15 protein-coding genes are annotated in these 18604 nt (G+C 56.7%); 10 read left to right on the plus strand and 5 right to left on the minus strand.

What is annotated here, in order from left to right; all coding sequences use genetic code 11:
• Positions 1 to 88 precede the first annotated feature (88 nt).
• Positions 89 to 889, plus strand: a complete 801-nt coding sequence (locus ACX9GU_RS23955; RefSeq protein WP_071681280.1) for an IclR family transcriptional regulator — start codon at positions 89 to 91, stop codon at positions 887 to 889.
• Positions 890 to 938: 49 nt separating this feature from the next.
• Here ACX9GU_RS23955 and miaE read toward each other — a convergent pair whose 3' ends face one another.
• Positions 939 to 1700 carry a tRNA isopentenyl-2-thiomethyl-A-37 hydroxylase MiaE gene (gene miaE / locus ACX9GU_RS23960; protein WP_021807809.1) on the minus strand — a complete coding sequence of 254 codons (762 nt, stop codon included), beginning with the start codon at positions 1698 to 1700 and terminating at the stop codon, positions 939 to 941.
• Between the two features lie 44 nt (positions 1701 to 1744).
• Positions 1745 to 2170: a ribonuclease E inhibitor RraB gene (gene rraB, locus ACX9GU_RS23965; protein WP_166733982.1), complete on the minus strand. Its 426-nt coding sequence runs from the start codon at positions 2168 to 2170 to the stop codon at positions 1745 to 1747.
• Between the two features lie 162 nt (positions 2171 to 2332).
• Between rraB and argF the strand changes: the two genes are divergently transcribed.
• From argF to ridA, 9 genes are all read left to right on the plus strand, one after another.
• Positions 2333 to 3352: an ornithine carbamoyltransferase gene (gene argF / locus ACX9GU_RS23970; protein ID WP_024485837.1), complete on the plus strand. Its 1020-nt coding sequence runs from the start codon at positions 2333 to 2335 to the stop codon at positions 3350 to 3352.
• A 349-nt stretch (positions 3353 to 3701) separates the two neighbouring features.
• Positions 3702 to 5270 (plus strand): ABC transporter substrate-binding protein, encoded by a 1569-nt coding sequence (locus ACX9GU_RS23975; RefSeq protein ID WP_473193153.1) that lies wholly within the window; start codon positions 3702 to 3704, stop codon positions 5268 to 5270.
• Between the two features lie 11 nt (positions 5271 to 5281).
• Positions 5282 to 6334: an ABC transporter permease gene (locus ACX9GU_RS23980; protein WP_473193154.1), complete on the plus strand. Its 1053-nt coding sequence runs from the start codon at positions 5282 to 5284 to the stop codon at positions 6332 to 6334.
• Positions 6331 to 7152: an ABC transporter permease gene (locus tag ACX9GU_RS23985; protein ID WP_473193155.1), complete on the plus strand. Its 822-nt coding sequence runs from the start codon at positions 6331 to 6333 to the stop codon at positions 7150 to 7152. The genes ACX9GU_RS23980 and ACX9GU_RS23985 overlap by 4 nt, the downstream gene beginning before the upstream one ends.
• Positions 7145 to 7981 carry an ABC transporter ATP-binding protein gene (locus ACX9GU_RS23990; protein WP_473193156.1) on the plus strand — a complete coding sequence of 279 codons (837 nt, stop codon included), beginning with the start codon at positions 7145 to 7147 and terminating at the stop codon, positions 7979 to 7981. The genes ACX9GU_RS23985 and ACX9GU_RS23990 overlap by 8 nt, the downstream gene beginning before the upstream one ends.
• On the plus strand, positions 7968 to 8684 hold the full coding sequence (locus tag ACX9GU_RS23995) for an ABC transporter ATP-binding protein (RefSeq protein WP_473193157.1): 717 nt from the start codon (positions 7968 to 7970) through the stop codon (positions 8682 to 8684). The genes ACX9GU_RS23990 and ACX9GU_RS23995 overlap by 14 nt, the downstream gene beginning before the upstream one ends.
• A 348-nt stretch (positions 8685 to 9032) precedes the next feature.
• Entirely contained in the window at positions 9033 to 9968 is a 936-nt protein-coding gene (pyrB, locus tag ACX9GU_RS24000; protein ID WP_473193158.1) for an aspartate carbamoyltransferase, read from the plus strand.
• Positions 9969 to 9980: 12 nt separating this feature from the next.
• Positions 9981 to 10445 carry an aspartate carbamoyltransferase regulatory subunit gene (gene pyrI, locus ACX9GU_RS24005; RefSeq protein WP_447882983.1) on the plus strand — a complete coding sequence of 155 codons (465 nt, stop codon included), beginning with the start codon at positions 9981 to 9983 and terminating at the stop codon, positions 10443 to 10445.
• A gap of 137 nt (positions 10446 to 10582) precedes the next feature.
• On the plus strand, positions 10583 to 10969 hold the full coding sequence (gene ridA, locus ACX9GU_RS24010) for a 2-iminobutanoate/2-iminopropanoate deaminase (protein WP_021179099.1): 387 nt from the start codon (positions 10583 to 10585) through the stop codon (positions 10967 to 10969).
• 406 nt (positions 10970 to 11375) lie between these two features.
• Here ridA and metC read toward each other — a convergent pair whose 3' ends face one another.
• From metC to mgtA, 3 genes are all read right to left on the minus strand, one after another.
• On the minus strand, positions 11376 to 12563 hold the full coding sequence (gene metC, locus ACX9GU_RS24015; RefSeq protein ID WP_473193159.1) for a cystathionine beta-lyase: 1188 nt from the start codon (positions 12561 to 12563) through the stop codon (positions 11376 to 11378).
• Between the two features lie 134 nt (positions 12564 to 12697).
• Entirely contained in the window at positions 12698 to 15091 is a 2394-nt protein-coding gene (locus ACX9GU_RS24020; RefSeq protein ID WP_473193160.1) for a beta-N-acetylhexosaminidase, read from the minus strand.
• A 361-nt stretch (positions 15092 to 15452) separates the two neighbouring features.
• Positions 15453 to 18161 carry a magnesium-translocating P-type ATPase gene (mgtA, locus tag ACX9GU_RS24025; RefSeq protein ID WP_473193161.1) on the minus strand — a complete coding sequence of 903 codons (2709 nt, stop codon included), beginning with the start codon at positions 18159 to 18161 and terminating at the stop codon, positions 15453 to 15455.
• Positions 18162 to 18604 lie beyond the last annotated feature (443 nt).

Raw genomic sequence — 18604 nt, forward strand, 5'->3', positions numbered from 1 at the left:
CGTAGCTTGGTTATTATTTAGCAGATCTGTATTCACCCTCGCTACCTCGTTATACTGCCAGCTATAACAATAACGGTGAGGTAAGCCCGTGTCTGAAAAGATAAATCGTTCGGTTGCCCGGGCGTTGGATATGCTGGAGTTGGTCGCAGCAAGCAAAAGCGAACTGACCATTACCGAAATCAGCAAGCAACTGGGCATCCCCAAGAGCACCACCTTTGATATTCTCTACACCCTGCTCGATAAAGGTTATCTGGAGCAAGCCAACGAAAAGCAGAAGTCGTTCAAGCTGGGCGTAAAACTGTTCCAGACTGGGGCCTGTTACCTGGAGCAAACGCCTTTCCACAACGTCGCACATGCAATGCTGGAAAAGCTCGCAGAAATCGCGGGGGAAACCGTGTTTCTGGCGTTGCTCAATAACGATGAGTTGGTTTATTTCGATAAAGTGGAAAGCCCCAACTCCGTCAGAACCTCCGCCAGAATTGGTTCGAACAACCCGCTGTACTGCACCGGGCTGGGTAAAGCGATCCTGGCAACCTTGCCTGACGATGAGGTTAAAACCATTCTGGCCCGCACCGGCGGGTTGCAGGCGATTACGCCATATACCGTGACTGATGAAGCGAAATTTTTCGCAATTTTAAATCAGGCACGCCAGCAGGGTTATGCCGTTGACGATCGCGAACATAATGCCGAGGTGTTCTGCCTTGCCGCTCCAGTCTATAACTTTCGGGGCAAGGTCTACGCCGCTATCAGCGTCGCCAGCCTGTTTAACAAAATTAACCAGCAACCCGAAAAAATCGCCGCATTGGGGCAAATGATCTCTGACACCGCCCTGGAGCTCTCACAACGTATTGGCTACCGTGGCCAGCAGTTGTACTCCGATTTTCGGTAGTAACCTGACCGGCCTCGCCTCTAGATGGGAAGGGCCGGATCGTGAGACTTTACGCCACCGGCACGCCGCTGTGGAAGCGGAACTCGGTGTCCGGTGAGCGGATCAGTTCCGCCTCCAACTGGCCAAAAAAAGCCACGCGTTCGCTGATATCGCCGCCGGCAATTTGCTCTGCCAGCGTCAGGTAATCCTGATAATGGCGGGCTTCGGAACGCAGCAGCGAGACGTAAAACCGGTTCAGCTCATCGTCCAGGAACGGGGCCAGCTTGGCGAAGCGTTCGCAGGAGCGGGCCTCGATATACGCGCCGCAAATCAGTTTATCGATCAGGGTAGCCGGATCGTGAGTGCGCACCTCGCGGATCATGCTTTTGGCATAGCGGCTGGCGGTGATCTTTCTATAAGGGATCTGCCGGGCCTGCATGATCTCCAGCACCTGCGAGAAATGATGCAGCTCCTCTTTGATCAGCAACACCATCTTGTCGACCAGATCCTGGCCATAGGCCGAGCCGTTCTTCGGCAGGATCTTCCTGGTAAACGCGCTCTGGCGGAACAGCTCTTCCGGTACTTCCTGCGCCTCGTGCACAAACGCCTCATAGGGCCTGAGCAGCGCCAGCAGGGCATCGCCACTCTCTTTATCGGCCACGTAGCGGCGGATCAGCCACATGCCAGTCTGCGCCGCTTTCAGCTCGCATACCAGGTGGTCGGTCAGCAACAGTGGCAGGTTTTCCGGGCGACGGGCCGCTTCGATCCATCCATCCGGGGTTTCGCAGTGCAGGAAGTTTAAAATCGGGGATAACAGTGATTGGTATTTCATCGGGTTCTATCAGGGGCCAGCTTGCGCCAGCCCGCAGGATTTAATTAATGACGTTTGCCGTCGTCGTCTTCATCGATAAAGTCGCCGTCTTCTTCATCGTCGCCTTCTTCACCGTTCGGATCTTCATAGTAGGTGCCCCAACCGTCGTAATTGACACCGCATTTTTCTGCCAGTGCTACCAGTTGTTCTACCTGGCTGTCGATCAGCTCGGCATTCAGCGCAACTTCGCTGATCACGTCACAGCACATCACCATGGAGCCATCTTCCACTTCCAGCTCTTCGGCATCGGTCACTTCGTAGCCCAACTTGAAGGCTTCCACGGCGGCCTGCTCCAAAACTTCAAACTTTTCGGCAGAGAAATGGTGCTCGATGGTGTAGAGCGCATCCGGATCGCTGCCGTCTTCCAGCAGTTCTTCGATGATCAGGCGGGTCTCTTCACGTTGTTCTTCCAGCAATTCGCGGTTTGCCATGCCTCTATCCTCAATAAAATGGGCTTCGTTACTTCTATTTTCACACACCGCTGTCACCGCTGCCACGATAAACGTGAAAGATTTCTGCCTTGGGGTTGAAATTGAATATTCATACATATAAAGTGAATTTAAATTCAATCAAAACGATAGGGATTTACGGAGATGAGCCAGATGAACCCGTTCTACAGTCGTCACTTTTTGAGATTAATGGATTTTACCCCCAGTGAGATCCAGTCCTTGTTGCAGTTGGCCGCCGATTTGAAGCAGGCCAAGAAGCAAGGCCAGGAAACTCGCCATCTGCAAGGCAAGAACATTGCGCTCATCTTCGAAAAAGACTCCACCCGCACCCGATGCTCTTTCGAAGTTGCCGCATTCGATCAGGGCGCTCAGGTGACCTACCTTGGCCCAAGCGGCAGCCAGATCGGCCATAAAGAGTCGATGAAAGACACCGCCCGCGTGCTGGGCCGGATGTACGACGGTATTCAATATCGCGGTTTTGGTCAGTGCCTGGTGGAAACCTTGGCGGAACATGCTGGTGTGCCAGTGTGGAATGGCCTGACCAACGAGTTCCACCCCACCCAACTGTTGGCGGATTTGCTCACCGTACGTGAACACCTGCCGGGGAAAGCGTTGAGCGAGGTGAAATTCGCCTACATTGGCGATGCACGTAACAATATGGGCAATACCCTGTTGGAAGCCGCCGCGCTAGTGGGCATGGATCTGCGGTTGGTCGCGCCAAAAGCCTGTTGGCCACAGGCCGAGCTGGTCGCAGAATGCCAGGCGCTGGCGCAGCAGACCGGCGGTAAAATCACCCTGACGGAAGATATTGCCGAAGGTGTGCAAGGTGCCGATTTCCTGTATACCGACGTTTGGGTCTCGATGGGGGAAGCCAAAGAAGTCTGGCAGGAGCGGATTGCGCTGCTCAGGCCGTATCAGGTGAATATGGCGATGGTGAAACTGACCGGTAATCCACAGGTGAAGTTCCTGCACTGCTTGCCAGCATTCCATGACGATCAAACCACGTTGGGTAAACAGATGGCCGAGCAGTACGGTATGCACGGCGGTATGGAAGTGACCAACGAGGTGTTCGAGTCGGAGCACAGCATCGTGTTCGATCAGGCAGAGAACCGCCTGCACACCATTAAGGCGGTGATGGTCGCCACGCTGAGCAAAACCCTGTAAATCGCCCTCTCCAAAAACCCTTCTTATAGAAGGGTTTTTTCTGGTTAATCCCCCCCGCTTTATCCTATATACCCTATGGATTTGAAGTTGCAGCTAGGCGACAAGCTTACTCATCCCCAGGAGCTTACTTTTGGGTAAGTGACTGGGGTGAGTAAGTGCAGGTAACAACGCTGCAGCTTGAAATACGACGGGTATAGTCTTTTTCGTTATTGTTAATAACTTATTGGCCTTTGCCTGTTTTTTACCAACGTTCTACCGTGGCACTCTGGCGGCGGAAATGCCGTAAAAAACTAATGAGAACAAACTCTTCTCCGTTCTGGTTTACCGGTACATTCAAGGGAAAACGTCTATGAAAGCCAAAGTCTTGCCGCTGTTTATTCTTGCCGCCCTCTCCACCACTGCACTGGCCGCCACACCGCCGAATACGCTGGTGGTGGTGCAGTCACTGGATGATATCGTCAGCCTGGATCCGGCGGAGGCCAATGAGCTTTCCAGCATCCAGACCGTACCCAGCCTCTATCAGCGTCTGGTGCAAGCCGATCGGGATAATCCGGCCAAGGTGATCCCGGTGCTGGCGGAAAGCTGGCAGGATGATGCCGCCGCCAAGACCCTGACGGTCAAGCTGCGCCCACAGGCAGCGTTTTCCTCCGGTAACCCGCTGACCGCCGACGACGTGATTTTCTCTTACACCCGCGCAGTGAAGATGAACAAGTCACCGGCGTTTATCCTCAACGTGCTCGGCTGGCAGCCGGACAACATCGAACAACAGCTGAAAAAGATCGACGACCATACCGTGCAACTGAGCTGGACGGCAGACGTCAGCCCGGCGGTTGCCCTGAATATCCTCTCGACGCCGATCGCCTCAATCGTCGACAGCAAAGCCGTGCAGCCCAACGTGAAGAGTGATGACTTCGGCAACGCCTGGTTGAAGATGCACTCTGCGGGCAGCGGCCCGTTCAAGATGCGGGTTTACCAGCCGCATCAGGCGATCGTGCTGGATGCCAACCCAACTTCACCGGGCGATAAGCCACTGCTAAGCAACATCATTATCAAAAACGTGCCAGACCCAAGCGCGCGCCGCCTGCTGATCCAGCAAGGGGATGCCGACGTGGCGCGTGAACTCGGCCCGGATCAAACCGCCGCGCTGAAAAGCCAGGCGGGTGTGAAGGTGCTGGAAATCCCTTCCGCCGAGCAGAACTATCTGGTGTTCAACACCGGAAATACCACCAACCCGCTGCTGAAGAACCCGGCCTTCTGGGAAGCGGCCCGCTATCTGGTTGATTATCAGGGCATCACCAAGGATCTGCTGAAAGGGCAATACTTCGTCCATCAAAGCTTCCTGCCGGTCGGCCTGCCGGGAGCGCTGGAAGATAACCCGTTCAGCTTCGATCCGGCCAAAGCCAAGGCAATCCTGGAAAAAGCCGGCATAACCAACGCCAGCCTGACGCTGGACGTGGAAAACAAACCGCCGTTTATCACCATCGCCCAGTCCCTACAGGCAAGCTTTGCCCAGGGTGGCGTGAAGCTCGATCTGTTGCCAGCAGCCGGTAGCCAGGTCTATGCCCGCGTACGCGCCAAGCAGCATCAGGCAGCGATCCGCCTGTGGATCCCGGATTACTTCGATGCGCACTCCAACGCCAGCGCCTTCGCCTATAACGATGGCAAAAGCAGCACCGTAGCCGGGCTGAACAGCTGGCAGATCCCTGAATTGAGCAAACAAACGCTGGCAGCAGTCGCAGAAGCCGATCCGGCCAAACGCACCGCGCTCTATACCGCCATGCAGCAGGAATTGCAGCGTAGCTCGCCGTATGTGTTTATCGATCAAGCCAAAACGCAGGTGGTGCTGCGCGATAACGTCAAAGGCTATCAACAGGGCCTGAATGCGGATATGGTCTATTACGATCGCGTTAGCAAATAATCAGGATTGCCATGTCGGTAGCAATAAAATCCACGCCGGGAAGCAATGCCCGGCGTCGTCTTTGGGGCTTGGCGCAGGGGCTGCTCACGCTGGCGCTGACCTTGTTCGGCCTGTTGTTGATCACCTTCCTGCTGTCTGCCCTGTCACCGGTGGATCGCGTGTTGCAGATCGTCGGCGATCACGCCAGCGCCGCCACCTATGAGCAGGTAAAACAACAGCTTGGCCTGGATCGCGCTTTGCCGGTGCAGTTCTGGCACTATCTGGAACGGCTGGCCCATGGCGATCTCGGCACCGCCAGCGCCACCGGCCAACCAGTGTTGCTGGATCTGCTGCATGCCTTCCCGGCCACGTTGGAACTGGCCACGTTGTCGTTGATGATTGGTGCCCCGCTCGGCGTACTGGCTGGCGTCTTGTGTGCGCGTTTTGCCGGCAGCAAGCTGGATATCGGCGTGCGTTTTATTACCCTCCTCGGCAACTCGGTACCCATCTTCTGGCTGGGGCTGCTGATGCTATTGCTGTTCTACGCCAAGCTACAGTGGAGCGCCGGGCCGGGGCGGTTGGACGATATCTACCAATACACCGTGGAGGCCAAAACCGGCTTCGCGCTGATTGATACCTGGCTTTCCGGCGATGCGGGGGCCGTGCGCAATGCGTTGGCACATCTGGTGCTGCCAGTCTGCCTGCTGGCTTATTATTCGTTAGCCAGCATTACCCGCCTGACCCGTTCCGCCTGCCTGAGCGAACTGAATAAAGAGTACATCACCCTGGCGCGCGCCAAAGGGGCCAGCGAGATGCGCATCATGTTCCGCCACGTGCTGCCCAACATCAGCGGCACCCTGCTGACGGTGATCGCTCTTGCCTATACCAGCATGCTGGAGGGAGCGGTTCTGACCGAAACAGTATTCTCCTGGCCAGGCATTGGCCGCTATCTGACCACTGCGCTGTTTGCCGGGGACACCACCGCCATCATGGGCGGCACGCTGCTGATCGGCCTGTGCTTTGTGATTATCAACAATCTCACTGACCTGCTGGTACGCCTGCTTGATCCGAGGGCGCGCCAATGACTATGACGCTACTTAAACGTTCGCCTTCCGCCACCTGCGGAGCCACCATTCTGCTGTTACTGGTGCTGATAGCGCTGTTAGCGCCTTGGTTGGCACCTGTTGATCCCAACTGGCAGAACGCTGCCAACCGCCTATTGCCGCCCGGAGCTGGCCACTGGCTTGGCACCGACAGCTATGGCCGCGACGTGCTTTCACGCCTGATTTACGGCACCCGGCCAACCCTTGGGCTGGTGCTGCTGGTCACGGCCATCACCCTGCCACTCGGCCTGCTTATTGGCGTGCTATCCGGCTATTACGGCGGCTGGCTGGAGCGCGTGCTGATGCGTTTTACCGACGTAGTGATGTCGATGCCACGGCTGATCCTGGCCTTCGCCTTTGTGGCGATGCTCGGCCCTGGGCTGGTCAACGGTGCGCTGGCGTTGGCGCTCACCACCTGGCCCGCCTATGCTCGCCAGGCCAGAGCCGAGATCCAACTGCTGCGTAAAAGCGACTACCTGGCCGCCGCCGAGATGATGGGCATTCAGGGGCCGCGCCTGCTGTGGGGCCATATTCTGCCCATGTGCCTGCCCTCTGCCGTCGTCCGGCTAGCACTGGATCTGGCTGGAATTATTCTGGCCGCCGCCGGTCTGGGATTCCTGGGGCTAGGTGCCCGACCGCCGATGGCGGAATGGGGATCGATGGTGGCCGATGGTATGCAGGTGATCTTCGATCAGTGGTGGATCGCCGCGATCCCTGGCTGTGCGATCCTGATCAGCAGCCTGGCATTTAATCTGCTGGGCGACGGCCTGCGCGACTTACTGGATCCGCATCATGACTGAACCACTGCTGACAGCACAGAACCTGAGTATCGAATTTAACGGCCACAAGGTGGTAGATAGCCTTTCTTTCAGCATTGGCCGGGAGAAAGTGGCGCTGGTGGGGGAATCCGGCTCTGGCAAATCCATGACCGCCCGCGCCCTGATGGGGCTGGTGCGTAAACCGGGCATAGTCACCGCCGATAAGCTGCACTATCGTGAGACCGATTTACTGAAGCTGCAGCCACGCCAATGGAACGAGGTACGCGGCGCCAAAATCGCCATGGTGCTGCAAGATCCGCGCTACGCATTGAATCCGGTTCGCAGCATCGGTAAGCAGATAGAAGAATCCTTGGTACTGCACAACGCACTAACCCGGGCCGATCGCCATGAGCGGGTGCTGAACTCACTGGCCGCCGTCGGCTTGCCGGAGAGCCTCTATCACAGCTACCCCGGCCAGCTTTCCGGCGGCATGGGGCAACGTGCGATGTTGGCGATTGCGCTGGTCAACGATCCGCAACTGCTGATTGCCGATGAGCCAACCTCGGCGCTGGATGCCAGATTGCGTAATCAGATCCTCGATCTGATCGTCGAACAAACCACGCGGCGTAACATGGGGCTGTTGCTGATCAGCCACGATCTGCCACTGGTGGCCGAGCGCTGCGACCGGGTATGGGTGATGTATCAGGGCAAGCTGGTGGATCAGGGGATCGCGGCCAACCTGCCGCTAGCCACCCATCCTTATACCCGCACGCTGTGGGCCTGCCGCCCCAATGCCAGCACCTACGGCCAGGATCTGCCGGTGTTGGATCGCAGCATCGATTTTACCCGGAGCGAACATGGCGCTGATTGAAATTGACAACCTGCAGGTTAGTTTCCCGCAGGGCAACGGCCATAAGATCGCCGTGGAATCGGTGAGCTTTAACGTCGAAGCCGGGGAAACCTTCAGCCTGATTGGCGCTTCCGGCTGTGGCAAGTCCACCGTGCTGCGCGTGCTGGCCGGTTTGCAACGTGAATGGCGAGGAGAAATACGCTTGCTCGGCCAGCCTCTGCAACCACAGCAACGTTTCACCGGCCAATTACGCCGTGACGTGCAGATGGTGTTTCAAGATCCCTACGCATCGTTGCACCCGCAGCATCAAATTGCCCGTACGCTGGGTGAACCGTTGAAGATCCACGGTGAAAAACACATTACGGCGCGGATCGACGAAGCCTTGCGGCAGGTAGGGTTGAACCCAGCCACGGCACAACGCTATCCCCACCAGCTTTCCGGCGGCCAGCGCCAGCGCGTCGCTATCGCCCGTGCCTTGCTGCTGCGGCCTAAGCTACTGCTGTTGGATGAGCCCACCTCGGCGCTGGATATGTCGGTGCAGGCGGAGATCCTCAACCTGCTCAACCACCTCAAACGCGAGCACGGCATGACCTACCTACTGGTCAGCCACGACGGTGACGTGATTGCCCATATGTCCGAACGCGCCGCCTTGATGGAGAACGGCCACATCGTGCAGCATTACAACCGGGCTGCCTTACAGGCCGGTGAGCATATGCGGGATTAAGCGCTAGCGGCAACATGGCCAAACAACCAGACACCAAGTTCTACTCGCAGCGGTAATCGCCAAGCCAATCGATTGCGAAATCGCAAAAAGTGGTGTTTTTACCCTTGCAGAGAAAAAAAGCGCGAGTATAATGCGCGACAATTTGCCAGGAGAAAGCATGAAAAACGAGCTTTGTTTTGTTCGCCACACTCGACAAAACCGCCAGCCAATCGGCGGGCAACTGCCGTTATTTCCCCTGTTGCATGAACCATCATTTAAAGCCCCTCGTTGAGGGGCTTTTTTTTGTCCAACGCATTGCTATTACATTGAAAAGCCCCGCGCCAAGGGCAAGAGTCGAGGAGAGTGAACATGGCCAATCCGCTGTATCGCAAGAACATCATCTCTATTAACGATCTCAGCCGTGAAGATCTGGAGCTGGTGCTCAGCACCGCCGCCAGCCTGAAAGCTAACCCGCAGCCGGAGCTGCTCAAACACCTGGTGATCGCCAGCTGCTTCTTTGAAGCGTCTACGCGTACCCGCCTGTCGTTTGAGACCGCTATCCAGCGCCTGGGGGCTTCGGTGGTCGGCTTCTCCGACAGCAGCAACACCTCCCTCGGCAAAAAGGGCGAAACGCTGGCCGATACCATCTCGGTGATCAGCACCTACGTTGATGCCATTGTGATGCGTCATCCGCAGGAAGGCGCTTCCCGTCTGGCCGCTGAATTCTCTGGCGGGATCCCGGTGTTGAATGCCGGTGACGGCTCGAACCAGCATCCGACCCAAACGCTGCTGGATCTGTTCACCATCCAGGAAACCCAGGGCCGCCTGAGCAATATCAATATCGCCATGGTCGGCGATCTGAAATATGGCCGCACCGTACATTCACTCACCCAGGCGCTGGCAAAATATGAAGGGAATCACTTCTTCTTCATCGCGCCAGACGCTTTGGCAATGCCGAGCTATATCCTGAAGATGCTGGACGAGAAAGGCATCTCCTACAGCCGCCACAACAGCATTGAAGAAGTGGTGCCGGAACTGGATATTCTGTATATGACCCGCGTGCAGAAAGAGCGCCTGGACCCGTCCGAATACGCCAACGTGAAGGCGCAGTTCATCCTGCGTGCGTCTGACTTGGCCGGTGCCCGGAACAACATGAAGGTGCTGCATCCGCTGCCGCGCATTGATGAGATTGCCATTGAGGTGGACAAGACACCGTATGCCCACTATTTCCAACAGGCAGGCAACGGTATTTACGCCCGTCAGGCGCTGTTGGCACTGGTTTTAAACGCAGAATTGGCTCTTTAAGGGGGAACCGTCATGACTCACGATAACAAACTCCAGGTTGAAGCGATCAAGTGCGGCACGGTGATCGACCATATTCCGGCGCAAATCGGCTTTAAGCTGCTCTCGCTGTTCAAACTGACCGCCACCGATCAGCGCATTACCATCGGCCTGAACTTGCCCTCCAAAGAGCTGGGCCGCAAGGATCTGATCAAGATCGAGAACACCTTCCTGACCGAGCAGCAGGCCAACCAGCTGGCGATGTACGCGCCCAAGGCTACGGTCAACCGTATCGATAACTATGAAGTGGTGCGCAAGCTGACGCTCAGCCTGCCGGATCATATCGACGGCGTACTGACCTGCCCGAACAGCAACTGCATCAGCCGCAGCGAGCCAGTGGCCTCCAGTTTCAGCGTCAAATCCCATTCTGGCGAAGTGCACCTGAAGTGCCGTTACTGCGAGAAAGAGTTCGATCATCAGGTGGTGTTACAGACGGACTAAAATTGGGGTGGTGGCGCTGTCAATCTGGCGGGCACCCTTTATAATGGTGCGTCGTAGGGGCGCTGCATGCTGCGTCCATGTGAGTTTACGGCGGGCCGACTCGCCGTTTGAACAACAACAGGATATCAGGAGAAAAAATGTCACGTAATATCAGCACTGAACTCGCGCCAGCCGCCATTGGTCCTTACGTGCAGGGCGTTGACCTGGGCAGCATGATCATCACCTCCGGCCAGATCCCGGTCGATCCGAAAACCGGTGCCGTACCCGATGACGTTGCCGCTCAGGCGCGCCAGTCATTGGCCAACGTGAAGGCGATCGTGGAAGCCGCAGGCCTGAAAGTGGGCGATATCGTTAAAACCACCGTTTTCGTCAAAGATCTCAACGATTTTGCTACCGTTAACGCGGCCTATGAAGCGTTCTTCACCGAGCACAACGCCTCGTTCCCAGCGCGTTCTTGCGTTGAAGTGGCACGTTTGCCAAAAGACGTAAAAATCGAGATCGAAGCCATCGCCGTTCGCCGTTAATCGGCAACCCGGTGCGATCGAATGCGGCCAGCCTTTGCTGGCCGTTTGTTTTTTCATCATCATCAATCTATAACCATTCATCCGCAAAATCACTCTCGTTCAAAGCCACGGGTTAGATGGGTTCTACAAGCTCGCCAAATGTTCTGGTTTGACCAAGGTGCGTTCTCCCTCACCCCAACCCTCTCCCCAAGGAGAGGGAGCCAGTTCAGTGCTGTTGTCAGGTGTAGGAGTCAATCTGTGACATGTTCCGTCCCCCTTCCCAAAGTTAGGGAGCCAGATCGGTCTTGTAGTCGAGTGCGGGAGTAAAATTGTGGTTCGTTCAGAGCTGTCGCTATCGTCGGGCACAAAGTCCAATCTGTGGCACGGTAGGTCCCCTCTCCCTGTGGGAGAGGGTTAGGGTGAGGGGTCACTTCAGACGCGCAAAGCCCGCCTCCAGATCGGCGATCAGGTCGTCAATATTCTCAAAACCGATATGAACACGCACTAACGTGCCGGTAAAGTCCACCTTGGCTGCCGGGCGGATTTCATTCAGTTCTTCCGGCTGGTTGGCCAGGATCAGCGATTCAAACCCGCCCCACGAATAGGCCATGCTGAAGTGCTCAAAATGGTCCAGATAGTGGGCGATCTGCTCACTGGTCAGCCGTGCTTTCAGCACAAAAGAGAATAACCCGCAGCTACCGTTGAAATCGCGCTGGAAGAACTCATGCCCTTTGCAAGAAGGCAGCGCCGGATGGTTGACCCGCTCCACCTCTGGCCGCGCCGCCAGCCATTCGGCAATGGCGATGCTGCTGATCTCATGCTGCTTGAGGCGAACGCCCAGCGTTCTCAGGCCACGGCTGCCGTTATAGGCGGTATCCGCGTCAGCCATTTGCCCCATCAGGTAGGAGTTTTCACGCAGTTGGTCCCAGCAACGAGCGTTCGACACGGCGGTACCCAGCATCGCGTCGGAATGGCCGATGATATATTTGGTTCCAGCCTGAATAGAGATATCCACGTCAAAATCCAGCGCCTTGAACAGAATGCCCGCCGCCCAGGTGTTATCAATCATGATGACGATATCTGGGTTCACCGCCCGGGCTGCCTTCACCATCGCCGGTACGTCCTGAACCTCCATGGTGATAGAGCTTGGGGATTCAAGGAACAGCACTTTGGTATTGGGCTGGATCAGCTCGGCGATCCCGGCACCGATCAGTGGGTCATAATAGGTGGTTGCCACGCCCAGCTTGCTCAGGATCTTGTTGCAGAAATCCTGCGTCGGCTCATAGGCGGCTCCGGTCATCAGGATATGGTCGCCACTGGCAACAAACGCCAGGATAGCATTGGTGACAGCCGCCGCCCCACAAGGGTAAAGCGAGCAGCCTACCCCATCTTCCAGCTCGGCCATCGCGTCCTGGAATGAGAAATGCGTCAGGGTGCCGCGACGCCCGTAGAATAACTCACCTTTGGCACGGTTGGCGGTGGCAAACTTTTTGGCCTTCACCGTATCAAAGGTTAAGGAAGAGGCGCGTTGGATCACCGGGTTGACCGATCCTTGGGTGAATCGAGGCTTACGGCCAGCGGTGACCAGGGCGGTTTCTATTTTTTTAGCTGTCATAATCTGCCTGCTATTTATCGTCAATCAATAAAGTAGAGTGATATCCTTCACCTTTCAAGCTGAAGCTTGATAACGATAAAACTCTCGCCAAGGAAAGCAGCGGGGACGGCAATAGCGGCCCTCCCCTGTCAGGATTACTGCACCTTCACGGCGCGCAACAGCGTTTCCAGCGGGTACACCGCCGCAATCACGACTTCATCCCTGATTTGTGCTGCCGCGTCCAACTGTTGCTGAGCCTGTTCCGCCTCGGCTTTACTCAAAGGCTTCCCTTGCTGATAGCGTTCCAACAGCATCAAGCCCAGATCGGCCAACGCGCTGACATCCTGTACCACCGGTGCCAAATCCTTCATCACCACGTTACCGGCTATCACCTGCTTCACCGGTGCACCGTTACGTTGCCAGCGTTGTAGACGTTCACGGATCGCCTCTGCCGCCGCCCGATGGTTCTTGTCTTTAAGCAGCAACGCCACCTGCTGATCGAGATCGCGTACCGCCGCACTTTCCGGTGGGATGGCATCGGCAAAGCGGTTCAGCGGCTCAAATTGATGATAATTACCTGCCTTGAACTTCAGATGCTGACGGGTGTAATACTGCCCCGGCTCCACCGCTTCGGCCAAGACCTGCAATGGGGTGATATCTACGCTGTTAGCTAAACGGGTAAACTCACGCGCCGTTTCAGCGTGCTGTTGCAGGCCAACAGACACCACCGACCAGGCATCTATCGCCGCCAGGCGTTGGTACATATTATCCTCGTTGGTCACATCCTTGGCCGACCACATACGTTCCGCCACGGCAAAGGTTCTTGGCCACAGCTTGAGATCGAGCACCGGCGCGCGGATGTTTTCCGCCCAGAATGCGGCTTCGCCCCCCAGAATATTGGCCTGATGCTGCTCATCCGGCACCACCGGCATCACGCCCGCCGGGATCGCCGTCAATTTACTGCCGCTGGTTGGATAGCGCACGTTGCCCACCAACGTGTAACCACTCAGTTGATCCTGTTGCAGAGTAAATACCGGGCGCGTGTCACCCATCCAGGTATCAATGCGGAAGGTCACCTGTTCTGGCGTACGCCACTCGATATCCCGTACTGCACGGCGCGATTTGTCTTTGAAATCGATAAAGCCACGCCATCCCTGCTTGCCTTCGATCAGCGTGAAGGTGCCTTCCACCGGGCTCCCCTTGAAACGCGGCATGCTGAACTGCCAGCTCTGCGCCTGCTCCCCCGCCTGCACGTTGGTATCTACCCCCAGCGGCTGCGGCAAAATTTCATTGCGATAGTGGTAGGCGGTACTGTGCGGCTGATCGAGATAGAAACCGGTAGAGAGGATGCCTTGATAGCCATCCTGGGCGCTGGCCCCTAGCGAATCTGGCCCACGCCAGGATTGGATCACGATGGTGCGCGGCAAGGTCGGATGGTAAATCTCATCCCAACCCACCATGCGGCGCTGATGCTTTTCGAGGATTTTCTCCAGCTTCTGGTTGAAGAAGGCCTGCAGCGCATGGGCATCCGCCAGCTGGTTCTGCTGCATAAACGCCTGGATGGTTTTGGACTCTTTCCACTGGGTGGCATCCACCTCATCCCCGCCGATATGCAAGTAAGGATCGGGGAAGATCGCCACCAGTTCACCGATAATACTGTCGACAAACTGATAAACCTGGTCGTTCGAAGGATCGAGCGTGGGCTTGTGGACACCCCAATGGCGTTCCATCTGATACGGCCCCGGCGCGCTGAGCAGCTCTGGGTAGGCTACGGCAATGGTAGAAGCATGGCCCGGCAGATCGATTTCTGGCACCACACGGATACCCCGCGCCGTGGCGTAGGCGACTACCTGCTGCATCTGTTCACGGGTGTAGAAATGACCGTCACTGGCCAGTTGCTGTAGCTTTGGATAGTGCTCGGAAGCAAAGCGCCAGCCCTGATCGTCGGTCAGATGCCAGTGGAATACGTTGAGTTTAGCGGCCGCCATGCCATCGAGCTGGCGCAGAATATCCTCGACTGGCAGGAAATGGCGCGCCGAATCCAGCAGTACCCCACGCCAAGGGAAGCGTGGGACGTCGGTAATATTCACCAACGGCATGAAAGTGTTTTCACCGTCGGTCTGCACCAGTTGCAGCAGCGTTTCCATGCCGCGTAGCGCACCGAAGCGAGTATTAGCCGTCAGCGTCGCGCCCTGCGGCGTCACCTTGAGCTGGTAGCTCTCATCGCTATCCGGTAACGGCTGGGCTGCAACCTGATGTTTGATGATGATGTTAATCGTTGCCGCCTGGTTTTTCTCGCCCTGTGGGGCCAACGTCCAACCGGTTTGCCGTTCCAGGCGATCGCGCCAGCGAGCCTGCGCTTCGCTCAAGTCATCGCCCTGAACGTTGAACGATAAGCGGTGATCCAACACCAGCTTGCCTTGCGGCTGAGCTAACTCAACCTGCTGCGGCCAGGGCATCAGCGGCAGATCGCCAGCCGGTTTAGCCAGCGCATTAAGGGAAAAGAATAGCGAAGAAGCCAGTAGCGTATAACTGAAGGGTTTGTGCATCGGAAATTCCTCAGAGGAAAAAATCAATCTAGCCAAGGAAGTAGATAAAGACCGAGCCGGAGGGAGATGTCCAACCGCAGGGGCAAAACGGTGCGATGGATCACAGATTGGCCCCTCACCCCAACCCTCTCCCACAGGGAGAGGGAGCTGACTTGGCGTTGTCGTAAAGTACCGCGATCAATCTACTTCAGCGCAAAAATGAGTTGATTCGCATTGTCGCCAAGTGCCGCGATCAAGCTATTTCACCGCAAAATAGAGCCAATTAGCGCCGTGATCAGGTAAGTTTCTGCAACTGATAGCGAACTCGATCGGTCCCCTCTCCCTGTGGGAGAGGGTTAGGGTGAGGGGACCATCAGCAAATTTACTGCCAGCCATACCGGCGGACAAACCAGCCTTTCACGCACTGGGTCAGCACCATGTAGCCGACCAAAATCAGCACCAGCCACGGGAAGTAGCTCAGCGGCAACGCCTGCAGCTGCAGGAAGCCCGCCAGCGGCGAGAAGGTCAGGCCGATACCGACGGCAATCACCGCCAACGTCATCACGCACAGCGGCCAAGATGGGCGGCTCTGGATAAATGGAATTTTGCGCGTACGGATCATATGGACGATCAGCGTCTGCGACAGCAGCCCTTCCACAAACCAGCCAGACTGGAACAGCGTCTGCATTTCCGGCGTATTGGCCTGGAACACGTACCACATCAGGGCAAAGGTCAGCACGTCAAAGATCGAGCTGATCGGCCCGAAGAACACCATAAAGCGGCCCAGATCGCCGGAGTTCCAACGTTGTGGCTTGGTGATCTGATCGTCATCGACGTTATCGAACGGGATGGCAATCTGCGAAATATCGTACAGCAGGTTCTGGATCAACAGATGCAGCGGTAACATCGGCAGGAAGGGTAAAAAGGCGCTGGCAATCAGCACGCTGAAGACGTTACCGAAGTTGGAGCTGGCCGTCATCTTGATGTATTTCAGCATATTGGCAAACGTGCGGCGGCCTTCGATCACCCCCTGCTCCAGCACCATCAGGCTTTTTTCCAACAGGATGATATCTGCAGCTTCCTTGGCGATATCCACCGCAGAATCTACCGATATGCCGATATCCGCCGCACGCAGTGCCGGGGCATCGTTGATACCATCACCCATAAAGCCCACCACGTGGCCCTGCTTACGCAGCAGTTGGACGATACGTTCTTTGTGCAGCGGAGTCAGCTTGGCAAACACCGTGGTACGCGCCGCCGCGGCGACCAGCGTGGCGTCATCCATCAGTTCGATCTCGCTGCCACGCAGGATATGCTCCGCATCCAGCCCCACGTCCTTACACACCTTGGCGGCGACCAGCTCATTGTCACCGGTGAGGATTTTGACGGTCACGCCATTCTTTTTCAGCGCAGCCAACGCCGGTGCAGTGCTCTCCTTCGGCGGATCGAGGAAGGCGATATAGCCTTCGAGGATCAGATCCGATTCATCCGCCACGCCATACTCATGATCCGTCGCTGGCAGGATCTTGTTGGCCACCGCCACCACGCGCAGCCCTTGCTGGTTGAGCTCGTCGGTAACACGGCGGATGCGCGCCAGCAGCGCTTCGCTGAGCGGGATCACCTCATCTTCCTGACGCACATGGCTACAGATCGACAGCATCTCTTCCAGTGCACCCTTGCAAATTAGCTCGTGATATTGCGCCTCTTTCGCAACCACCACTGACATGCGGCGGCGTTCGAAATCGAACGGGATCTCGTCCACTTTGCGGTAATGCTGCAACGCGTCCGGCTGTTGGCTTTCGTCGGCACAGGTCAGCACCGCCACATCCAGCAGGTTTTTCAGCCCGGTCTGGTAGAAGCTATTCAGCCAGGCGTAGCGCAGCACCCGCTCACTGTTGGCACCAAACACGTCGGTATGGCGCTCCAGCACAATTTTGTCCTGGGTCAGCGTGCCGGTTTTATCGGTGCACAGAATATCCATCGCGCCAAAGTTCTGGATCGCATCCAGACGTTTGACGATCACCTTCTGGCGCGACAGCTTGACCGCCCCTTTCGCCAGGGTAGAGGTGACGATCATCGGCAGCATTTCCGGCGTCAGCCCCACTGCCACCGAAAGCGCAAACAGCGCCGCTTCCCACCAGTCGCCTTTGGTGAAGCCGTTAATCAGCAGCACGATCGGCGTCATCACCAGCATGAAGCGGATCAACAGCCAGCTTACTTTGCTGATACCGGCCTGGAAGGCGTTGGGCTGCTCATCCTGGCTGGTCACCCGCTGCGCCAACTGGCCGAAGTAGGTTTCGCTGCCGGTGCCGATCACCATGGCCAGCGCGGTACCGCTGACGACGTTGGTGCCCATGAAGCACAGGTTTTGGCACTCCAACGGATCGCTCACCTGGCTACGTGGATCCGCCACTTTTTCTACGGGCAGTGACTCACCGGTCAGCGCTGCCTGGCTGATAAACAGATCCTTGGCAGACAACAACCGCAGATCCGCCGGGATCATATCCCCAGCCGACAGCTTGATGATATCGCCCGGTACCAGCTGTGAGATCGGCAGTTCGCTATGCTCGCTTTTACCGGTATGCGCATCGCTGCGGTACACCGTTGCGGTGTTGCTGACCATCGCCTTCAGCGCATCCGCCGCCTTGTTGGAGCGGGCCTCCTGGATAAAATGCAGCAACGTGGAGATCAGCACCATCAGCCCAATCACCAGTGCGGCAATCAGATCTTCGGTGGCGTAGGAAATCAGCCCCAGTACGGTCAGCAGCAGATTGAACGGGTTGCTGTAGCAGTGCCACAAATGCTTCCACCAACTTTCAGCCAGCTGATTTTCGATGGTGTTGCTGCCAAACTGGCCGCGGGCGGTTTCTGCTTCCTGCTCGGTGATGCCTTCCGGGTGGCTGTTGAAACGCTCATACAGTTGCATCGCGCTGGCGGCGGCACATTCCAGGCGTTGTTGCGCCAAACCGGCAGGCAGCTCTTGCGCCGATCCACTGACGCTTTCCAACAGCGCATCACGCCGCACCAGACGGCGTGGCAAATTGCGGCTGAGCAGACCCAGCAGCCGACGGGGGATTTGTTTAAATTTCATCGTTCGCACCTCATTGCCCAGCGCCTCACGGCAGTGGGTGAATGGCGGATCGGCTCGCTGGCTTGATTTTCGGACGCGCCAAAAATCCTCCGCCGCAGCAGATCACTGATTTTCAATCACAACAGAGGCGAACTATCGAACAAGTGCCGCTGCTTACCTAAACCGGTAAAACAGCAACGCAGAGCGGAGAGGTTTTACCGGAGAACCGAATGAGTAGTGTCGGGGCTCGGATCAGGATCCATTCAGGGATTTACCTCCGGTAAAGAAAAAGTGGGAACGGCAAAGGCGGCCATTCCGTTTTGCAACACTATGGGCTGCGCACCAAGATCCGCGCGTTAAAATGCGCTATGGTAGCGAGCATAAGTGGGATGTTGTATACCCTATGAATTTCAAGTTGCAGCTAGGCGACAAACTTACTCATCCCCAGGAGCTTACTTTAGTAA

The sequence above is a fragment of the Serratia sp. K1WW1 genome, from assembly GCF_055790865.1.